Below are 20,392 nucleotides of genomic sequence, written 5' to 3' on the forward strand. Positions count from 1 at the left end.
TTATGAGCTGGAATGACCGCGTAGTCTGGAGTGAAGGACAATTTTTACTGCCGCAGATGTTTCAGCAGCAAGAGCGTTATCTGGAACACGTCATGCATTACCGCAGCCTGCCGCTGACCCCCTTTTTCTGGGGATTCAGCCACTACAATATTGATGGCGAAGCGCTGAACATCGGTAAACTGATACTGAAAGAGGCATCAGGGATTTTTCCTGACGGCACGCCGTTTAACGCACCGGACCACACCCCGCTGCCGCCGCCGCTGACCATCCTGCCGGAGCACCTGAACCAGCAGATTTGTCTGGCGGTACCGGTACGCGCGCCGAACAGCGAAGAAACTACGTTTGACAATAACCCGGAATCACTGGCGCGTTTCTCGGTACATGAACACGACATCCGCGACGCCAACTCGCTGGGACGTGGCGCGCAGTTATTACAGCTCAGTCACCTGCGCCTGCGGCTGCTGCCGGAAAAAGCGGTGACGGGCGCCTGGATTGGCCTGCCGTTGACCCGCATCACCGGGTTGAACCCTGACGGGCGGATAGATATCGACCACGACCTGATCCCGCCCATCATTAATTATCAGGCCAGTTCACTGATGTGTACCTGGCTGTCGTGGATCAACGATCTCATCCGGATGCGGGCCGATTCGCTGGCGGAACGGCTGACCGGCAGCGACAACCACGGCCATGAAGCAGCGGAGGTCTCCGATTACCTGCTGCTGCAAATTCTCAATCGCTTTGAGCCGCTGCTGACTCACCTGGCGAAAACCCCGCTGGCCCCGGAAGTGTTGTATCGCTACCTGTCCGAACTGGCCGGGGAACTCTCCACCTATGTGCGTCCACAAACGCGACGGCCCGCTGAATACAAAGAGTACAAACACCTGACGCCCTATGCCGGGTTGAAATCGCTGGTTGATGAGGTGCAGTTCCTGCTGAATGCGGTACTGATCCGGGGCGCGCAGCGCATCGAGCTGAAAGAGGGGACTTACGGCATCCTGAATGCGGTGGTGGCTCCTTCCGATCTTGCCGATTTCAGCACGCTGGTGCTGGCGATAAAGGCTTCAATGCCGACCGATGTGCTACTGCAACATTTTGCCGCCCAGACCAAAATCGGGCCATCCGATCGCCTGCCGGAACTGATCCGCTCGCATCTGCCGGGGCTGGCTTTGCAGGTTCTGCCTGTACCACCGCGCCAAATCCCGTTTCAGGCCGGATACATCTATTACGACATCCGCCGCGAGGGAGCATTGTGGGAACACATTGCCCGTTACGGCGGGATGGCCATGCATACCGCCGGGGAATTTCCGGGGCTGGAGACAGAACTGTGGGGAGTGCGCGATAAATGACAGACAGTACCCTGACGCCGCCAGCGGCGGACATGATGTCCTTTTTGTCCACCACGCCGGAGCATAAGGACAGTGAATATGAAACGCCGGTACACACCAGCCAGCGCACGGAACTCAATGTCATCGTTGAAGACGGTCCGGACAGCAAACTCCGGCTGGCTGAAATCAGCGCGGCGGCTAACCCGTTGCTCGCCGCTGCCCGGCCTTTATTGTGCGCTCTCGCAGCCATGCCCGCTAAACTGGATGCGGCCCTGGTAGAGCCTTACCGTAATCTGTTGGTACGCGAGATGCATCTGTACCAGACATTATGCGATCAGGCGAACCTGCGGCGCGAGCACGTACTGGCGGTACGTTACTGCCTGTGTACGGCGCTTGATGAAGCCGCCAATAACACAACCTGGGGACGGCGCGGCGTCTGGGCCGGAAAAAGCCTGCTGGTAACATTTCATGGTGAAAGCGAAGGCGGGATAAAACTTTTCCAGATCATCGGGCGTCTGGCGGCCAGCTTCCAGGAACATGGCAACGTACTGGAGGTTATCTACCACCTGCTGGGGCTGGGATTTGAAGGCCGCTACAGCGTGCAGCCAGACGGGCGTAAGCAACTGGACAATATTCGTCAGCAACTGCTGACACAGCTTTCACAGCGTCGCGATCCGGTCATGCCCGCGCTCTCGCCTGACTTTCAGGGGGCGATAAGCGGACGACTGCGGCGGATGCGCCGGGTGCCGGTCTGGCTGAGCGCCGGGATAGCCCTGTTGGCGATGCTGACGCTGTTTGGCCTTTACAGCCACCGGATGGATGTGCAGACCGTCACCGTACAACAGCATATTGATGCGATTGGTATAAAACTGCCGCCGCCGCCCGTGCCGGTTCATAAGCTGCGGCTGAAAATCCTGCTGGCAAACGAAATCGCCCGTGGCCTGCTGACCGTGGACGAAGATGACCAGCACAGTAGGGTGGTCTTCCGTGGCGACGCCATGTTTGTGCCGGGACAGAAAACGGTGAGTGACGCAATCCGGCCAGTGATTAACAAAGCGGCGCGGGAAATCGCCCGCGTGGGCGGCGCAGTCACTGTAACGGGTCACACTGACAGCCAGCCCATTCATTCGGCTGAATTCCCATCCAACCTGGTGCTGTCGGAAAAACGGGCGGCGGAAGTTGCGGCGTTGCTGACCTCCGGCGGCGTACCTGCCGGACGGGTACATATCGTCGGCAAGGGCGATACGGTGCCGGTGGCGGATAACGGCAGTAAAGCCGGGCGGGCGAAAAACCGTCGGGTGGAAATTCTGGTAGTGGAGTGAATGAATGATGAAAAAATCAACCTATGATGTGTCTCATCATTCGGCAGTATGTGGCGTGACGGGGGATTATTATCGGATCTCAGCGACATATCACATAAAACGATCTATCCGTGTTTTTTTGATCATTTTATGTTGTTTATTACCCGGTGGCGTTTTTGCCGGGTCCCTGATTAACGCAGGATTCATTTCCCCCGATAATGTCAACCTCAGTATACGGGATTTTCTGGGATTTTATGCCAGTGATAACTTACAGGAAAAAGATAATACACTGATGTATGTGTTGGGGGTAGCGGATGCCACAGAAGGTAAGACGTGGTGTGGATATGGTCAGGTTGACAGTATAACAATAAACCATACTGTGCTGGCCTGGCTTGATCGGTACTCTGTGAAAAAGCCTGATGCAAGAGCTTCGGTGCTGATAGAGGAAGCATTAGTTAAAAATTTCCCCTGTCAGGGGACTGAACCCTCCGTAAAAATTGCTTCCCGGTCATCTCCCATTTTATCCCTGACTCCGGATGCGCTTAATCTTTCAGGTAATGACTTTTTTAAATTTTGGGTGTCTGGTAATCAACGGGATAAACTCAGGGCGGGTGTCTATCTGCTCGGCGTGGAGGATGCGACAGAGAACAAACTGTGGTGTGGATACGCTTTATTTAAGACGCTAACATTAAATGAATTAGTCTATGTTTCTCTTAAAAATAAAACCAATGAGGAACTGAATTCTCGCGCGGCTGAACTTATCATAAATAAATTAATAGAGTATACCTGTAAGATATAAAATCATTCAAGTTGCATCAAGGCGGCAAGGGAGTGAATCCCCAGGAACGTACATTAGTTCGTGACTGGGGTGAGCGAAGAAAGCCAACGCACATGCAGCCTGAAGTATGACAGGTATACCCTGTGATAATGTTATCGCTGCCAGTTCAGATAAGTATTGGTGGTAAAGTCTTGGTAGTAAGGGATTGATATGTTTAAGATAATGGTCTGTTTGTTGGTGGGTATTCCTGCCATTTCTTATGCGCACGATTATGGGTGTGCTACGGTTGGAGCATCAATGGAGTCATCATTATTTGATGCCATAAAAAATGACCTGAATATAGATGTCGCTACTATTATAAAGGATAAAACAAAGGTAGAGATTCTTGATATCTCACCTGTATCTAAGGTCTATGCAGAATCTCTGGCCAGGATGGATTATGAAAAAGATAAGGCCAAAAATAAAGTGGCAATATTAGATAAAAAATCCTATTTCGATAGTTATTATGAAAATCAGGTTAAATCTATCGTGGCAAAATATACCTATATTAACAAAGATAAAGAAAAAGATATTTTCATTGCATCCAGCTTCATGAATGCTGATGAGTGTTCTGTAAGATTTAATGGTTATATTACTTTATCCAGGGAATTTTAAAATATTGATTATTGGGTGGCGAGTCGAAATATAATGCAAAAATTTCTTAGTCTGCTTTTTTCCCGGCGCGCGCTGGCGATTGTGGGCGTTCTGGTTCTGGCGCTGCTGGTCTGGTTTGTCGGGCCGCTGGTGTCATTTGATACCCTGCGCCCGCTGGCCTCCGTGGGCAGCCGGGTGGTGACCATTGCCCTGTTGCTGATGTTGCTGGTACTGTGGCTGGTCAACTGGTCGATGAGTATCATCGGCATCAGTGTCCTGTGCCTGGCGATTGGCTTCGTCACACCGCTGCTGGCCCTGGGCGATGTCCATCCGTTTGCGCCGCTGTGGGTCCGCCTGACCCTGATTGGTTTCATCCTGCTGATGTACGCGCTGTACGGCCTGTACCGGCTGTGGCGTGCGCTGCGTATGGATGAACAACTGCTGCGTCGCTTCCTGCATCCGCGCGGGGAAGAGGTACCGGTGGCAGGCGAGATCAAAGCCGACCTGCGCACCGTCAACCATATTGTCACGCAGGCCATCCGGCAGCTGCGGCAGTTGCGGGTGGATATGCCTGGCTGGCGTAAAATCTTCGAGGGAAAACGCTTTCTGTATGAGCTGCCGTGGTTCATGGTGGTCGGCAGTCCCGGCGATGGCAAAACCACGGCCCTGCTGAACACCGGATTGCAGTTCCCGCTGGCGGAGCAAATGGAGCAGACCTCGCGTATCCTGACAGTGCCGGGTGGCGGCACGCTACACTGCGACTGGTGGTTTACCAACGAAGCGGTGTTGATTGATACCGCCGGACGCTACGCCCGCCACGATGACGGTGGTGAAGCGAGCGCCGCGCAGCGTAACGCCGGAGAGTGGCAGGGCTTTCTCGGTCTGCTGCGTAAACATCGCCCCGGCGCGCCGCTTAACGGCGTGATCCTGACGCTAAACGTGGCGGATTTAACCGCACAGTCACCGGCGGAACGCCTGGCGGCCTGCGCCGCTCTGCGGGCGCGACTGGCAGAACTGCGCGAGACCCTGGGGATTCGCTTTCCGGTCTATCTGGTGGTCACCAAAATGGATTTGTTGCCGGGGTTCAGCGAGTATTTTCGCACGCTGACCAGCCATCTTCGCGCACAAATCTGGGGCTTCACGTTGCCGTACAGCCGCAGGCGAAAAGCGGGCGACCCGCAGGCGCTGCACGCCGCCTGCGCGCAGGAGCTGGCGCGCCTGACGCTGCGGTTGGATCAGGGACTGGATACCCGGTTACAGGAAGAGTACGACCTTAAAAGCCGCCAGCGGCTGTATACCTTCCCGCGTGAGTTCGCCGCCCTCGGCGAGCCGTTGCTGGAGGCTATTGAACAGATCTTCCTCGATTCAAAATTCGATGCCACGCAACTGAATAACACGCTGCGCGGGGTGTTTTTCACCAGCGCCGCGCAGGCGCAGGCCGACGCCGTGGCCGACCAGTTGAGTATCTGGCAGCGCTTTGTCCGGGCGATAAAAACCGCCCGTGGCGAATCCTCCGCCTCTCTCCCACACGCTCTGCCGGACGGCAACCGCAGCTACTTTCTGCATGACCTGCTGACACAGTTTATTTTCCGTGAAGCGCACCTGGTGGAGCCAAACCTCCAGTGGGCCTGGCGTTACCGCCTGCTGCGCCTCGGCGGGCACCTGCTGGTACTGGTGCTGGCATTCCTGTTGTGGCAGGGGATGCAGACCAGCCAGCAGACCAACGGCGACTATCTGAATGAAATCAGCGCCCGCGCGACCCGGCTGGACGGTGAAGTGAAAGCCTACACCGGTAAACCGGCGATGGCTCCCGTCCCGGCACTGCTGGATAGCGCAAGGGAACTGTCCGCCTGGCCGGAACTGGACCCGGACGCGCCGCCGCTGACCTGGCGCTACGGCCTGTACAGCGTACCGCCGGTAACCGACAGCGTGGCGTCGCTGTACAACCGTCTGCTGGATCAACTGCTGCTGCCGCCGCTGGTGAAACGGATGGAGTATGTGCTGGCGGACGCCATTGCCCGTCAGGATAGTAAAGCGGCCTACGATGCCCTGCGCATCTATCTGCTACTGAATCTGGATAAAGATCACGAAGATAAATACAACGCGGCGGAGATCCAGTCGTGGGTGATTAACGATCTGGGGAACAGCGACAGCGTGGCCGGGTTCTGCGGGCGCGCCGCCGTGCTGACGCATATCGAAGCGCTGTTTGACGGCAGCCGGGTGGTGCATTCACCGTATGAGAAAGATGAGGCGCTGATCCGCCAGGCGCGGGCATTCCTCGACGGTCACACCAGTACCGAGCGTATCTACGCGCGGGCGCTGGCGGCAATGGAGAGCGAAGCGCCGCAGGAGTTCACGCTGGTACGCGCCGTCGGCGCGGATGCGGGAACGGTGTTTGTGCGTAGCAACGGCGCGCCGCTGGATCGGGGCGTGCCGGGTATTTTTACCCGTGAAGGATACCGGGAGCTGTTCGACAAACGATTACCGGAATTTGTGGCGGCGGCGACGGCGAACGATGGCTGGGTGATGGGCCGGGAGAGTACGCCAAAAAAGCTGACTGACAGCCTGCGCAGCCAGATACCGGGGCAGGAGCAGTCTGTCGCCCGCGAAGTCCGCCGTTTGTACCTGACGGAATATGCCCGCCGCTGGCAGGATTTTCTGGACAGTATCCATAGTATCAACAGTGCCGGGGAAGAGGGCAGTTCCGGCCTGGCCTATGATTTACAGGTGCTGCGCACCCTGGCGTCGCCGGACTCACCGCTGATGCGGCTGGGAAAAGCGGTGGTGGAGCAGACCACGCTGGTGCCGCCGCCGGACCCGCAGGCCAGACAGAAACAACTGGCGCAGCGCGCATCCGGTAACGCGGGGAAAGTGGTACAGACGGCAAAACTGTTCCAGGATATTCACCCGGAAGAACGGCTGGAAAAAACGCTGGTGGATGATCGTTTCGCCGCGCTGCGCGAGGTCATTGCCGGGCGGACGGACGGCGGACAGAGCGGCGGTGGGACGATGCAGATCGCTTCGCTGCTGACCATGCTCAACGAGTATTACACCCAACTGACCATTGCTGATAGCGCGCTGGCGGCGGGGACGTTGCCAGCGCGCATTACTGCCGCAGACAAGTTGCAACTGGAGGCGGCGAAACTGCCTGCGCCGCTGAAAAACATCCTGCTGGATCTGACGAAGCAGGGAACGCGCAAAATCAACGCCGGGACCGGCGACGTGCTGAACACCCAGATGGAGGCGATGATGGGCGACGACTGCCGTGACGCCATCGACGGGCGCTATCCGTTCGCCGACAGTCCGCAGGAGGTCAGCGCCGAGGACTTTAACCGCATCTTCGCCAGCGGCGGCGTACTGGATGCTTTCTGGAGCAAACAACTGGCTCCGCTGGCGGACACCGCCAGCGACCCGTGGCGCTACAAACCGACCGAAGGCAACATGACATTGCAGGGGCCGGATCTGACGCCGTTTCAGCAGGCGAAGCAGATCCGCAGCGTATTTTTTAACAGCGAGGGCGGGAAAAAATTTTCCTGGTCGATGCAGATTAGCGTGGTGGATATGGACCCGGCCATCACGGAACTGGTGATTGATATCGATGGTCAGGTGCTGCGCTACGCCCATGGTCCGGACCGTCCCCTGAAAGTAACGTGGCCGGGACCGCGCAACGGCTCGATGGCGGAAATCACCGCCAGCCCGCGTATTCGCCAGGACACCTCAACGCTACTGACCGGCGGGCCGTGGGCGCTGTTTCATCTGCTGGACGCCGGAATGGTACAGGAAACGGCGGTGCGGGGGCGTCAACTGGTGGAATATGATTTTGACGGTCGCCGGGTGGTGCTGGAAATCACCGCCGGGCGGGATTTTAACCCGGTCAGCCGGGAGCTGTTGCAGAACTTCAGTTGCCCGGCGAGGGCGCTGTAATGCGCCGGCCAGCAGTGGTATCAGCCCCGGCGATGTTCGGCAGGCTGCCGGACCAGCGCGACTATGTGCGCTGGCGAGTGGGCGCTGAAGAGGGACGAATATGGCAGGACTGGCTGAACCGCCAGACGTGGGTGGGCAGCGGGCGGCATATCGTGTTGCCGGGAGGCCAGACGACCGATGAAGAGCGTGACGGCTGGATGCACCTGTCGCCGCGTGGCGAACATGATATGCCCGCGCCGGAACACCATCCGCTGCCGTGGAGCTTTGTGATGTCGCCGGGATTTTTGCCGATGGGTGGGACGACGGACTGGCTGACCGGAGTGCTGATGGCGTCACGGGATAGCGTGGGACGCCCGTGGCCGCTGGTGATTTACCAGCGCTGCGGTCGGGAGTGGCTGGACGAGAGTTTGCAGGAGACGCAGGGCTGGCTGTACTGGCTGGCGAGGCTGGCGGCGCAGCATATCACGCCGGACACGATGCGGCGCGGGCGGCTGACGGAGCAGGTGGACCAGCTATGGGTGATATGGCAGCCGGGGCCGTGGTGGGCGCAGTGGCTGCGCGGGTTACGACGAACATCGCAGCTCAGCCGGGAACTGACTGGGCTGCCGGATGAAGCACCGGTAGTAGAACTGCCGGGCGTGCGTTATCTGCCGTGGCCGGGCTGGCCGGGTAAGACGTTGGGGCAGGCAACACCGGGGCAAGGCTGGTTCTGGCAGCAGAACAGTGAAGGGCGGTATGTGGATGCGCTGCGACTGGCGGAGAAATAATGAACATGGTGGTTTTAAAAACACCTGCTAAGGAATGAAGAAATGGGTAATTATGATAAAGCGTGTAATAACGTGGGTGCGGTAAGATTTGTCCAGGAGCACATGAAGGTTTGTGAGATAATTGCAAAAGAGCTTGACGTACCGGTAGAGAATATACTGGGTCTTGCTGCTGCCGAAAGTCAATATGGTACAGGTCGTATTGCCAGGGAATATAATAATTACTTTTCTCTCCAGGCTCCTGCATCATTTCAGTCAGGTCGGGTTCATCCAAAGGATAGTAACAAAACTTGGGTGGCTATTTTTTCTTCGTTTTCAGTTTGTGCGCGATCTTTTGCTGTCAAGTATGGTGACGCTGTTCGGGGGAAAAAAGATGCTCTGGCCTTCTCTGAAGCTCTGGTAGCTGCTGGGTTTAATTCAGGATCTCATATTACTGGTGGTACGGATAATTACGCCAGGATAACTGCTGGAATAATTATTATGGTGGGTCGGAGAATAGCATGCCCCGTAAAATAATGCTTGTTTTTTTTCTCTTTATATCTGAGGTCTGTTATGCCCAAGTGGTTGTATCTGAATTTAATTTGTCAGATATAAATCGCGGTGGAATGACGAAAGTACAGGCAGAAAAACTACTCATTATTGCACTTAAATATCAAAAATATGATTTATCGCTGGATGGCGTTTTTGTTGACGGTGATTTGCAGGATAAACACGGAAATCCTCCCCATCCGGGATATTATGATTTTAGCCTTGGTTATGATACACCGACTGCCGGAGCAATCGATTATTGGGGACTGTTTTCAGTAAGTTCTCAAACTGGTGATATATGGGAAATAAATAAATGTGAGAGAATTATATTTCCGCAGTTGCAAAAAATACAACAAGAAATAATGAAAAAAACTGGCGCGACATTTGCCAGTGAAGTGGTACAGCGCCGGGGGCTGGGCTGTACAGATGAATAGCGGGATAGTTGGATCTACCGGGCATACGTTACCTGCCAGGACAAGGCTGGTTCTGGCAGCAGAACAGTGAAGGGCGGTATGTGGATGCGCTGCGGCTGGTGGATGAAGAAAATAGAGGTCAGATGCTGTGAAAAAGTACGCTGTAGAGGTTCTGTTTATGTCTGCCTGTGCAGGAATGTTCCTGCCCGTATTTGCCTGGGGCGAAACAGATGTAAACATTGATAACCCGCTGGCGGAGTGTGTGGATATCCATCCCGTTCATCGTCAGGAAATGGATAACCTTACCATTCTGAAAACAACGGTCACACTGAAAAAAAGTACCGGTGAATGTGGCTGTTTCTCAACATTAATCAACTATACCAGCTTACTGGCGCAGGATGTTGAGGGTTACGGACGCGGAAGTGCATATTCCCTTCAGGAGGGGAATATCTCACTGGCGAAGATGCAGGGACGTTATCCTTTCAGCTTTGTATTATCGGTGGATAACCAGTCTGTACGGGATCAGAAGCTGGCGCTAATGATACGTTGTACACCACCGCTGTAATACACAGAATAGTCAGGGAGAAGATGATGGCAGTAAGACTGACTTTTGACGGGCAAAAGCTGACATGGCCTGGTATCGGGATATTTAAGGCGACCACGGGGTTACCGGATTTACAGTGGCCAGATAAACAGTGTGTGCCGGATGCGGCGATACCGGAAGGGAATTATAAATTGTTTATTCAGTTTCAGGGGGAGGCACCGATAAGAAATGCTGCGGATTGTGATCTGGGACCATCATGGGGCTGGAGTACCATTCCGCGAGGCCAGGCTGCCGGAACATGTGAGATGTACTGGGCTAACTGGGGATATAACCGTATCCGGCTGGAATCAGCGGATGAGAAGACCCGAAAAGCCTGTGGGGGCAAGCGGGGTGGTTTTTATATCCATGATTCCACCAAAGGTTACAGCCATGGTTGTATTGAAGTGGAACCGGTTTTTTTCCGTATTCTGAAACAGGAGACGGAAAAAGAAAATGGTGAAAAGACATTTACGGTTAATGTTAAGTATGTTTCTGGTCAGCAAACGAATGGTGGAACAAAACAATAATACCGTTAAAACCGGCTGAAATTATCGTGTCTGAACGTGCTGTGGTTGACAATGATTACAATGGTGGCCAGATAAGTAATGAGCACCAATGATAAAGTATATGACTGGCGGTGTACTGGTTATTAATCAAATTTCTATAAAATGCAATGCGAATCTGGTAAGCGTAATAAAAATAAAATCATAATATTGTTATGTTCATTTCCTTATTTATGTAATTCAGTATTTATGTTATGTGCTAATTTTTGTGTTTTTATTTTCATGGCTCTTGTCAGCAATATACCCTGTTCTTCTGGTAAATATTTAAATATAACAGGCTGGTTGCATTATAAAGTGCGGGGCACTGTTTCCTGACGGTGAGTCTATTTATTTTAATCCGGTATTAAAGGAGTCACTACCATGAGTTTTGTATCCACAAATAATAAATCCGGTATGGGAGGGCTGACGACAACCACGCCGCCGATAACCGGAGAAAGTGGCGGTGTCACCGCAGATTCAGTCGCCGGAAGCGTGGCAGATGCGGCAGAAGCCGCCGTGGAACAGGCTGCGGGATCGCTGTTTGGCGCATTGCCGGAGCCATCAGGACTGGTGAAAGCCGCGGTGGCAGCGGCGCAGGCCGCCGCCGCAGGTATGGCGCAGGATGCGGTATCGGCCATCGTCTCCGCTGTTGCAGGCGGGCCGGGGGCGCATAATGTGACGGTCAGCGGCAGCGCCGTACCGCCGGGCGCATTACTGTTCGCCAGCCTGGACGGCGGCGAAACATTAAGTGAACTGTTCAGCTATGTGGTACAGCTAAAAACGCCCGACACCCTGAATCTGGGCTATGTCTCCCCGGCGGCCAACCTGCCGCTCAAACCGATGGTGGGCAAAGATCTGTGCGTCAACATCGAACTGGATGGTGGCGGTAAACGACATATCAGCGGGCTGGTCACGGCGGCGCGGGTGGTGGGCCATGAAGGGCGTTCGGTTACCTATGAGCTGCGTATGGAGCCGTGGGTAAAACTGCTGACCCATACCAGCGACTACAAAGCATTCCAGAATAAAACCGTGGTGGATATTCTGGATGAAGTGCTGGCGGAATACCCCTACCCGGTGGAAAAGCGGCTGGTGGAAAGCTACCCAGTACGCACCTGGCAGGTGCAGTACGGTGAAACTGATTTTGATTTTCTTCAGCGACTGATGCAGGAGTGGGGCATCTACTGGTGGTTTGAGCACAGCGAGGACAGCCACACGCTGGTGCTGGCGGATGCCATCAGCGCCCACAAAGCATGTCCGGACTCGCCGCTGGTCGAGTGGCACCAGGAAGGGCTGAAGCTGGACAAGGAGTTTATCCACACTATCACGGCAAACGAGAGTCTGCGGACTGGCCAGTGGGTGCTGGATGATTTCGATTTTACGAAGCCACGTTCATTGCTGGCAAACACGGTGGCAAACCCGCGTGAAACCGGTCATGCCACCTACGAGCATTATGAGTGGCCGGGAGACTACTTCGACAAGGGTGAAGGCGAGATGCTGACGCGCATTCGTATGGAAGCGCAGCGCAGCCCCGGTAGTCGGGTGCTGGGGGGAGGGAATATCCGCACACTCATGACCGGTTATACCTTCACGCTGGAAAACTATCCCACTGCCGAAGTCAATCAGGAATACCTGCTGATGCAGACCTTGCTGTTTGTGCAGGACAACGCGCAGCACAGCGGGCAGGACCAGCACTTTACCTTTTCCACCCGTTTTGAACTGCACCCGACCCGTGAGGTGTTCCGCCCGCAGCGGACGGTGAGCAAACCCCACACCAAAGGGCCGCAGAGCGCCATCGTCACCGGCCCGGCGGGCCAGGAAATCTGGACGGATCAGTACGGGCGGGTAAAGGTACAGTTTGGTTGGGATCGCTACGGCAAAATGGATGAAAACAGCTCCTGCTGGATACGCGTCAGCTACCCGTGGGCGGGCAAAGGCTTCGGGATGATCCAGATCCCGCGTATCGGCCAGGAAGTGCTGGTGGATTTCAAAAACGGCGATCCGGATCTGCCGATCATCGTGGGGCGTACCTACAACCAGGACACCATGCCGCCGTGGGGACTGCCGGGCGCGGCAACACAGAGCGGGATATACAGCCACACTATCGGCGGCGGACCGACCAATGCCAACGCTCTGCGTTTTGAAGATAAACCCGGTAGTGAAGAGGTCTGGCTACATGCTGAAAAAGATCAGCGTATTGAAGTTAATAATAATGAAAGTCACTGGGTGGGGAATAATCGGGTTAAGGTCATTGATCAGTCAGAAATAGCCACTATTGGCGCTGTCCGCGACCATAAAGTTCAGTATGACGATACCTCTCTGGCCGGAGGAAATAAAACCATTCAGACGGTAAAAGAGTTATATCTGGCAGCGGGTGATTCTATTACTCTGAGTTGTGGTGACACCGTTCTGTACATGAGCAGTAAGGGGGAATTTTACGTAACCTGTAAAACGTTCAATATTACTGCAACAGATGCCGATGGTCAGATTAATACTATAAAAGGGCAGCTGGATTTAAATATGGATAAAAGAGAACCCAAAGTAGGAACATTTGGTGAGTCAGAAAAAACAGCAATGGCAGCAGTAATTAAGGAAACTTTCCCACCCAAAGAATAGTTTTTATTTTAGTGCCGGACTTATCAACACTTTCAGACCAAAAAGGATTTTATATAATCATGACGAACTATTATATCAACGAAGCCATCTTGAGTTTCTCCGGTAATATATCCCAGGACAGCACCCTCAATATGATCCGCCTGAGCGATCCGGATGCGGCGCTGATTATCAGCCGCGGCAAAATGCAGGACGGTGATGAGCTGGCGTCCCAGGTTGAACAACAGATGAAAAAACTGGAAAAGCAGGTTAAGGAACTGCGTTATACGCCAGCACAGGTTGTCCGGCTGGGTATTGACGGGAAAATGGAAGGGCTGGAAATACAGAGTCAGTTCATCCGGGGTAATGAGCATGTATATCAGTACCAGGCGGTATTTGTGCTACAGAGCAGCCGGGTAATGATGGCCCTGACCTATGCCCGCTCAACAGCGTTAACCGAAGCGGATAGGGTGCGCTGGGCGGATATCAAAAAGAATCTGCGTTTCAGGTTGGACCCGGAAAACACGGCAACCGGACAATAACACAGGGAGTGTGGTATGGGAGAAGCATTCTGGGCGGCAAGGGAAGGCGACGCGCTGCTGCATACGTCCTTTCTGGCAGATCTGGTGGGCAGTGCGCTGGAATTCGCCATCAATGCGGTTATTGATTTTGCGGCACTGGCTGTTGTGGCGCTGGCGACGGGGGCTACGGTGGCAACGCTGGGATGCAGCGCTGTATTACTTGTGGGGACCGTGGTCGGCGCGACGATGTTGCTGAGTGGCGCCGGGGAGAAAATCAGTAAAGCCTGTGAAGACATAGCCAACAGCCTTTTTCCGCCGAAAATTGAGGGATATATCCTGACCGGCTCAGGCGACACCCGGATTAACAGCAAACGGGCGGCGCGGGCGGCGGCAACGGCATTATCACGCCATGATGTGGAAACCCTGGACGCGCAGGCGCAGGCAGAGGCAGAAGAAGAAAAACGCAGGCAGGACGCCAAATCAATGTGGGATGTGGCCGGGGAATATCTGGATGCAGTAAAAGGCCGGGCAGAGAATATGGCTAAGGGCGTCGTTTCCGTGGTGAGCCGGATGGGATCAGCGGAAGGATGGGCCTCGCTGGGAAATGATGCTCTGACGGAGGCGGGCGATATGCTTTCCGACACGGGCCACTTTATTTCAGAGATGTGGCAGCCCACGGTGGCAACGGCATATCCGGGGTCTGACCCGAAACAGGATGATAAAATCGACTGCCACAAACATCCCTCTTCATTCACCCAGTTTATGGCGCAGAAACTGCAGGCGCTGACGGATGACCCGGTGGGGACGGTACTGGGGGCGATGAACACTTTCGATGTGCTGGAAACCGGTTTTCAGGCGGCAAGCGCGCTTATCGGCAGCGTTTCGAACCTGTTCAAAGGCGACGATGAGCCGCCCGCAGCAGAATATATCGCCGAAGGGACGCGGGATGTGCGTATCAACAGCCAGCCTGCGGCGCGCAGCGGGGTACGCTGTACCTGCGAGGCAAAAGTGGTGGATGAGCCTGAGAACGGCGTACATGTATCCGGTGATGTACGTATCGGCGGGCCGCTTCTGGTGGTACGGGATATCAAAAGCGGTAAGTCACAAATAACCCTGGTGACCACCATTGCGCTGACGTTCATGCAGCCCGGACGGGCGTTAGCTAAAAGTGCCTGCTTTATGATGGGATTGGGCATTAACATGATGGTTCAGAAGGCGGGGAGTGCGCTGAACCGCCCGGTAAACGCCGCCACCGGAGCCAAGTACCTGGCAGGCGATGATGACGTTGATTTCAGTCTGCCCGGCCACTTCCCGCTGGAGTGGCAGCGGACCTACAGCAGCCGTGATGAACGGACGGAGGGGATGTTCGGGCGGGGCTGGAGCGTGCTGTATGAAGTGTGCCTGGAGCGTACGCCGGACAACCCGGATGAAAACTGCATGACGTATGTATCCCCAATGGGACGGCGAATTGACCTGCAGGCGGTGGAGCCGGGGAGCGGTTTTTACAGCCCCGGCGAGGGGCTGGCAGTGCGGCGCAGCGAACAGGGCCACTGGCTTATCAGCAGTGATGACGGCGTGTACAGGCTGTTTGAAGCGGACCCGTTCAGCCCACAGCGTCGGCGGCTGAAAATGCTGGGCGACCGCAACAGTAACTGCCAGCACCTGACCTACGACAACCACGGGCGTCTGCTGGAAATCAGCGGCGACCGGCAGCGCCCCTGCATCCGGCTGCACTATGAGCTGGCAGCGCACCCGCAGCGCGTGACGCGCATCTTCCGCCATTACCCGGAAGGGGAGCCGGAGCTGCTGCGGCGTTACCGCTACGATGAGGCGGGGCGGCTGAACGGGGTGGTGGACAACGCAGGTCAGTATCAGCGCGAGTTTGCGTACGACGACAACGACTGCATGACGATGCACCGGGAGCCGGGCGGCGAACGGTATTACTACACCTGGGCGTGGTTTGAAGGCCCGGACGATGCGGCGTGGAGGGTGACGGGCCATCATACGGACAGCGGCGAGCAGTACCGTCTGGACTGGAATCTGGCAGAACGTTCGCTGTGCGTGACGGATAGTCTGGGGCGTACGCGCTGCCACTGGTGGGATGCGCAGGGCCTGGTGACGGCGTACCGGGACGAGGCCGGGCAGATGACCACTTTCCGCTGGAGCGATGAAGAGCGGTTACTGCTGGGGATGACGGACGCGCAGGGCGGCAAATGGCGTTATGTCTATGACCGTCTCGGCCACCTGACGGAGACGCATGACCCGCTGGGCCGGGTTGAGCAGACGCAGTGGCATCCGGTGTGGCACCAGCCGGAAACGGAGGTGGATGCCGCGGGGGCGGCGTGGCGTTATGAGTATGATGAGCGGGGCAACCTGCAGGCGGTCAGCGACCCGCTGCACCAGCGCACGGTATACGGGTACGACCGGCACGGTCAGGTGGTGCGGATAACCGACGCGCGGGGCGGAGATAAATACCTGCAGTGGAACGAAGACGGGCAGCTTATGCGCCACACGGACTGTTCTGGCTCGCAGACGGCATGGTTTTATGATGAACGCACGCGGCTGGAAAGGGTGACGGACGCGGAGAGTAACAGTACGCGTTACAGCTATGACGGCAACGGACATCTGACGGAGGTCATGTTCGCGGACGGGCGTACGGAGCGTTACCAGCCGGATGCGGCGGGACGGCTGGTGAAATACACCAGCCCGGCGGGGCAGATAACACGCTGGCAGCGGGACGGCCAGGGGCGGGTGCGCAGGCAGACGGATGCGACGGGTCGCAGGACGGCGTATGAGTACGACGCTTACGGGCGGCTGACCACGCTCACGAACGAGAACGGGGAAAACTACCGGTTCCGGTACGATGTTCTGGACCGGGTGACGGAACAGACGGACCCCGGCGGCAGCCGCCGGGCATACGGGTATAACGCGCTGAATGCGGTGACGGCGGTGATATACGGCGGGGAGCGCGGGGGAGAAATCCGTCACGGTCTGGAGCGTGATGCGGCGGGGAGGCTGACGGCGAAAATCACGCCGGAGACGCGCACGGAATACCGGTACGACGCGGCGGACCGTCTGCTGGAAATCCGCCGCAGGCGGCATGATGCGGCGGAAGGCGGAGAGCCGGAAGTTATCCGGTTCAGCTACGACAGTGCGGGTAACCTGCTGAGCGAGGAGACGGCGCAGGGCGTGCTGCAGCACCGGTACGATGTTCAGGGCAACCGCACAGAAACGCAGATGCCGGACGGGCGGACGCTGCGGTACCTGTACTACGGGAGCGGCCATCTCCAGCAAATCAACCTGGGGCGTGATGTCATCAGCGAGTTCACGCGCGACCACCTGCACCGTGAGGTGCAGCGGAGCCAGGGGCGGCTGGACACGCGGCGGATGTACGACCGGACGGGCCGGTTAACGCGGAAACTGACCTGTAAAGGAATGCGCGGTGTGGTGCCGGAGACGTTTATTGACCGGGAATATGCGTACAGCGGCCAGGATGAGCTGCTGAAAAAGCGGCACAGCCGGCAGGGGGTGACGGATTATTTTTACGACACGACGGGGCGTATCACGGCGTGCCGGAATGAGGCATACCTGGACAGCTGGCAGTACGACGCGGCGGCGAACCTGCTGGACAGGCGGCAGGGAGAGACCGCGCAGGCGGGTGCAGGCAGCGTGGTGCCGTTCAACCGGATAACGTCATACCGTGGGCTGCATTACCGTTACGATGAATATGGCCGGGTGGTGGAAAAGCGGGGCCGCAACGGTACGCAGCACTATCGCTGGGACGCGGAGCACCGGCTGACGGAAGTGGCGGTCATCCGGGGGAGCACCGTACGGCGTTACGGGTACGTGTACGACGCGCCGGGCAGGCGGGTGGAGAAGCACGAGCTGGACGCGGAAGGAAAGCCGTATAACCGGACGACGTTTTTATGGGACGGAATGCGGCTGGCGCAGGAGTGCAGGCTGGGAAGAAGCAGCAGCCTGTATATCTACAGCGACCAGGGGAGCCACGAGCCGCTGGCGCGGGTGGACAGGGCGGCGCCGGGCGAAGCGGATGAGGTGCTGTATTACCATACGGACGTAAACGGCGCGCCGGAGGAGATGACGGACGGCGGGGGCAATATTGTCTGGGAAGCGGGCTATCAGGTATGGGGGAACCTGACGCATGAAAAAGAAACCCGGCCCGTACAGCAGAACCTGCGTTTCCAGGGGCAATATCTGGACAGGGAAACGGGGCTGCATTACAATTTATACAGATTTTATGATCCGGATATCGGGAAGTTTATATCGGGCGATCCAATCTCGCTGAGGGGCGGAATAAACTTATATGCGTATGCACCGAATCCGTTAAGTTGGATCGATCCGCTGGGGTTAGCAAATAGACCAAATAACGGGAAGTATAATATATTTCATGATTACTCTCTTGACCCTAAATATAAATATTCGAGTGATGGTGTTCAATTTAATAGAGCAAACACTGATTTTATTAATAGAATGAACAGTGATCCTTCATTTAGAAGAGATATGCTGGGACGTCATCCCGCATTAGGCGATTGGTTGAAAAACCCGAATAAAGCATCAAGCCCTCCAGGTTTAACATGGCATCATCATGAAGATGTTAATAGACTGGTATTAGTTGACCGCATAGACCATGCCGATAATCAGGGTCTGTATCACCCTACCGGGAAAGGTGGACGTGATATGTGGGGCGGAGGAGAACTTGGTCGTAGAGGTAAACTGGATGGGGTAACAGGTAAACCTAGAGGGAGGAGATGTGGATGAATCAGTTAGAATATAGAAAGGCTTATAATTTAGATGAGTTAATATCTAAAATTATGAGTGGATATAAGAAAGATAATTTCTGTTTGTATACAAAGGAATACGAATCATCTGCTAGAGCGGATCTTATTTGTTATTTAGAAATGTATCCTGTTATTAGCGATGATGATGATGAAGTATATCCAGAGTTTGTTATTAATAACTCATTAGAACTTTTTTTCTATGGAGATCAATTTTTAGATGTACTAAGAAATATATCTACCCAGAAAGAAAACCCATCAATGGAAGATTTTATCGCAGGATTAAATTTTTATTTAGAGAACGATAATTTCATAGATCTTTGATTTAGAAATCGGGAAGGATTATTAATTCTTCCCGGCTTTTTGTTTATTTAATCCACGTTCAGTCCACTAAACAATCACGTCCCGCATCCCCTTAACCACCTGTTCAGCCTTGTAAAGCTGTTCGCGCAGCTTCTGCTCCTCGTTACTGTCCGCCATCAGCACAATACACCCCTGTGAAATCTTCACGGTCACGCTGCGCCCGGTCTCAAATCCCGCTTCTTCCTGCCAGTCACCCTTAAGGTGCTGGCTGGGGATATGTGAGTAACTGGTGGTCATGCAGGTTTCGCTGTTGATGTGGCGGACGCTGACGCCGGAGGCATTCATATTTGCTGACTAAATAAATTCTTAATTCTCCGCCGGATGCTGGCTGATTGTGGAGCTCAGGGTGAGCGAGTATGGGCGCGACATCCTGGCACCGCGCCTCCCTCTCCTCGGCCAGCACCGGGCGGTGATGAGCAACCGGCTACCGGGGCCGTATTTTGACGATGAAACGGGCCTGCATTAAAATCTGTTCAGATATTATGCACCGGAGTGTGGCAGGTTCGTCAGTCAGGCCCGACAGGGCTGAAAGGGGGATTAAATCCTTACCACTATCCGTTGAATCCCGTCACAGATACAGATCCGCTGGGATTGTTTACATGTGAATTATGTAGTCGCATGATAGATGAGACTAATAATAGTCTGGATAGTCTTCCATTTAATCCGGCAAAAATGTTAACGGCTAGTTTAAATATGGCTAATTCTGCAAGATTGCACGCAAGTGGGGTAGCCAAACTCGGGATAGGTATTGCTGCTGATGGATTTATTATATTGTCTCCAGTGGGCAATGTTTCTCTGGCAGGGGGGCGTGGAATATCAAATTGGCAACTGCTTCATATAACAGGGCAAATTTATGATTATCAGAATCACTTAATGAAACCGACAAGGATAGGTGCTGCAAAAATTTATTAGGTGTATTGCCTTATAGTGAACAGTTTGACGATCCAGATGAGCCATCAATTAGCGATTTGTATAAAGAGAAATTCCATAACATGATGGATTCTCCAATGAATTTCATCAAAAAGATAGGGACATTGATGTTTGATGAATATGATTAATAAAATATCCATGTTGATCTTTATTATTGGTAGTATAAGCGCGATAATATGGGTATTATATGCCACTTTATCGAAAAGAGGGATGTTTAGAGATAATCTTAAAAAAATAATCAAGATAATATGTGATTTATTTTGGGGGATAGGCTGATAACTCTGAGTAAAGAATATCAGAGACTGTACATGAAATTTATTAATCATTCGTTGAATAAAAGCCGGGAAATCATTATGGGCGGATAACCGCATCACGGAAGATATGTAGTAACTGTACCGGTAT

The 20,392-nt window shown here is 54.5% G+C and carries 16 protein-coding genes and 1 pseudogene; 16 read left to right on the forward strand and 1 reads right to left on the reverse strand.

Annotated elements, in window-relative coordinates:
* Window positions 1-2 precede the first annotated feature (2 nt).
* The 15 genes and pseudogenes from tssK (at window position 3) to J4650_RS16950 (ending at window position 19,021) form a co-directional block, all read left to right on the forward strand.
* Window positions 3-1,346: a type VI secretion system baseplate subunit TssK gene (gene tssK, locus J4650_RS16885; RefSeq protein ID WP_000118732.1), complete on the forward strand. Its 1,344-nt coding sequence runs from the start codon at window positions 3-5 to the stop codon at window positions 1,344-1,346.
* Window positions 1,343-2,647, forward strand: a complete 1,305-nt coding sequence (gene tssL, locus J4650_RS16890) for a type VI secretion system protein TssL, long form (RefSeq protein ID WP_000132483.1) — start codon at window positions 1,343-1,345, stop codon at window positions 2,645-2,647. The genes tssK and tssL overlap by 4 nt, the downstream gene beginning before the upstream one ends.
* A 4-nt stretch (window positions 2,648-2,651) precedes the next feature.
* Window positions 2,652-3,425, forward strand: coding sequence for a Rap1a/Tai family immunity protein (locus J4650_RS16895; protein WP_023993999.1), 774 nt, complete (start codon window positions 2,652-2,654; stop codon window positions 3,423-3,425).
* Between the two features lie 201 nt (window positions 3,426-3,626).
* Window positions 3,627-4,058 carry a putative Shiga-like toxin A subunit gene (locus tag J4650_RS16900; RefSeq protein ID WP_023166851.1) on the forward strand — a complete coding sequence of 144 codons (432 nt, stop codon included), beginning with the start codon at window positions 3,627-3,629 and terminating at the stop codon, window positions 4,056-4,058.
* Between the two features lie 33 nt (window positions 4,059-4,091).
* The gene (tssM, locus tag J4650_RS16905) at window positions 4,092-7,961 is read left to right on the forward strand and encodes a type VI secretion system membrane subunit TssM (RefSeq protein WP_208231561.1); all 3,870 of its coding nucleotides are present in this window, start codon (window positions 4,092-4,094) and stop codon (window positions 7,959-7,961) included.
* Window positions 7,961-8,728, forward strand: a complete 768-nt coding sequence (locus tag J4650_RS16910) for a TagF domain-containing protein (RefSeq protein ID WP_023993997.1) — start codon at window positions 7,961-7,963, stop codon at window positions 8,726-8,728. The genes tssM and J4650_RS16910 overlap by 1 nt, the downstream gene beginning before the upstream one ends.
* Before the next feature lie 42 nt (window positions 8,729-8,770).
* Window positions 8,771-9,241 carry a glucosaminidase domain-containing protein gene (locus tag J4650_RS16915; protein WP_000528843.1) on the forward strand — a complete coding sequence of 157 codons (471 nt, stop codon included), beginning with the start codon at window positions 8,771-8,773 and terminating at the stop codon, window positions 9,239-9,241.
* Complete coding sequence (locus J4650_RS16920; RefSeq protein WP_001684272.1) at window positions 9,226-9,687, forward strand: hypothetical protein; 462 nt, start codon at window positions 9,226-9,228, stop codon at window positions 9,685-9,687. Before J4650_RS16915 ends, J4650_RS16920 begins: the two co-directional genes overlap by 16 nt.
* Window positions 9,688-9,722: 35 nt before the next feature.
* Window positions 9,723-9,818: pseudogene (locus tag J4650_RS22870) on the forward strand (hypothetical protein); the annotation flags it as partial.
* Window positions 9,815-10,231 carry a DUF2195 family protein gene (locus J4650_RS16925; protein ID WP_000759642.1) on the forward strand — a complete coding sequence of 139 codons (417 nt, stop codon included), beginning with the start codon at window positions 9,815-9,817 and terminating at the stop codon, window positions 10,229-10,231. The pseudogene J4650_RS22870 and the gene J4650_RS16925, both read left to right, overlap by 4 nt.
* Window positions 10,232-10,254: 23 nt before the next feature.
* Entirely contained in the window at window positions 10,255-10,776 is a 522-nt protein-coding gene (locus J4650_RS16930) for a DUF2778 domain-containing protein (RefSeq protein WP_023994364.1), read from the forward strand.
* A 396-nt stretch (window positions 10,777-11,172) separates the two neighbouring features.
* On the forward strand, window positions 11,173-13,404 hold the full coding sequence (locus J4650_RS16935) for a type VI secretion system Vgr family protein (RefSeq protein ID WP_023993996.1): 2,232 nt from the start codon (window positions 11,173-11,175) through the stop codon (window positions 13,402-13,404).
* Window positions 13,405-13,463: 59 nt separating this feature from the next.
* A complete protein-coding gene (locus J4650_RS16940) occupies window positions 13,464-13,922 on the forward strand; it encodes a DcrB-related protein (protein ID WP_023993995.1) in 459 nt (152 codons plus the stop codon).
* A gap of 15 nt (window positions 13,923-13,937) precedes the next feature.
* Window positions 13,938-18,680 (forward strand): RHS repeat-associated core domain-containing protein, encoded by a 4,743-nt coding sequence (locus J4650_RS16945; RefSeq protein ID WP_023993994.1) that lies wholly within the window; start codon window positions 13,938-13,940, stop codon window positions 18,678-18,680.
* Window positions 18,677-19,021 (forward strand): hypothetical protein, encoded by a 345-nt coding sequence (locus tag J4650_RS16950; RefSeq protein WP_023218822.1) that lies wholly within the window; start codon window positions 18,677-18,679, stop codon window positions 19,019-19,021. Before J4650_RS16945 ends, J4650_RS16950 begins: the two co-directional genes overlap by 4 nt.
* 66 nt (window positions 19,022-19,087) lie before the next feature.
* Here J4650_RS16950 and J4650_RS16955 read toward each other — a convergent pair whose 3' ends face one another.
* Complete coding sequence (locus tag J4650_RS16955) at window positions 19,088-19,345, reverse strand: SymE family type I addiction module toxin (protein ID WP_023243487.1); 258 nt, start codon at window positions 19,343-19,345, stop codon at window positions 19,088-19,090.
* A gap of 333 nt (window positions 19,346-19,678) precedes the next feature.
* Here J4650_RS16955 and J4650_RS16960 point away from each other — a divergent pair, with 333 nt between their 5' ends.
* The gene (locus J4650_RS16960; RefSeq protein ID WP_039515457.1) at window positions 19,679-19,972 is read left to right on the forward strand and encodes a hypothetical protein; all 294 of its coding nucleotides are present in this window, start codon (window positions 19,679-19,681) and stop codon (window positions 19,970-19,972) included.
* Window positions 19,973-20,392 lie beyond the last annotated feature (420 nt).

Origin of the sequence: Salmonella sp. 32120201201600049SM (genome assembly GCF_017572835.1) — a bacterium.
Taxonomy (GTDB): Bacteria; Pseudomonadota; Gammaproteobacteria; order Enterobacterales; family Enterobacteriaceae; genus Salmonella; species Salmonella enterica.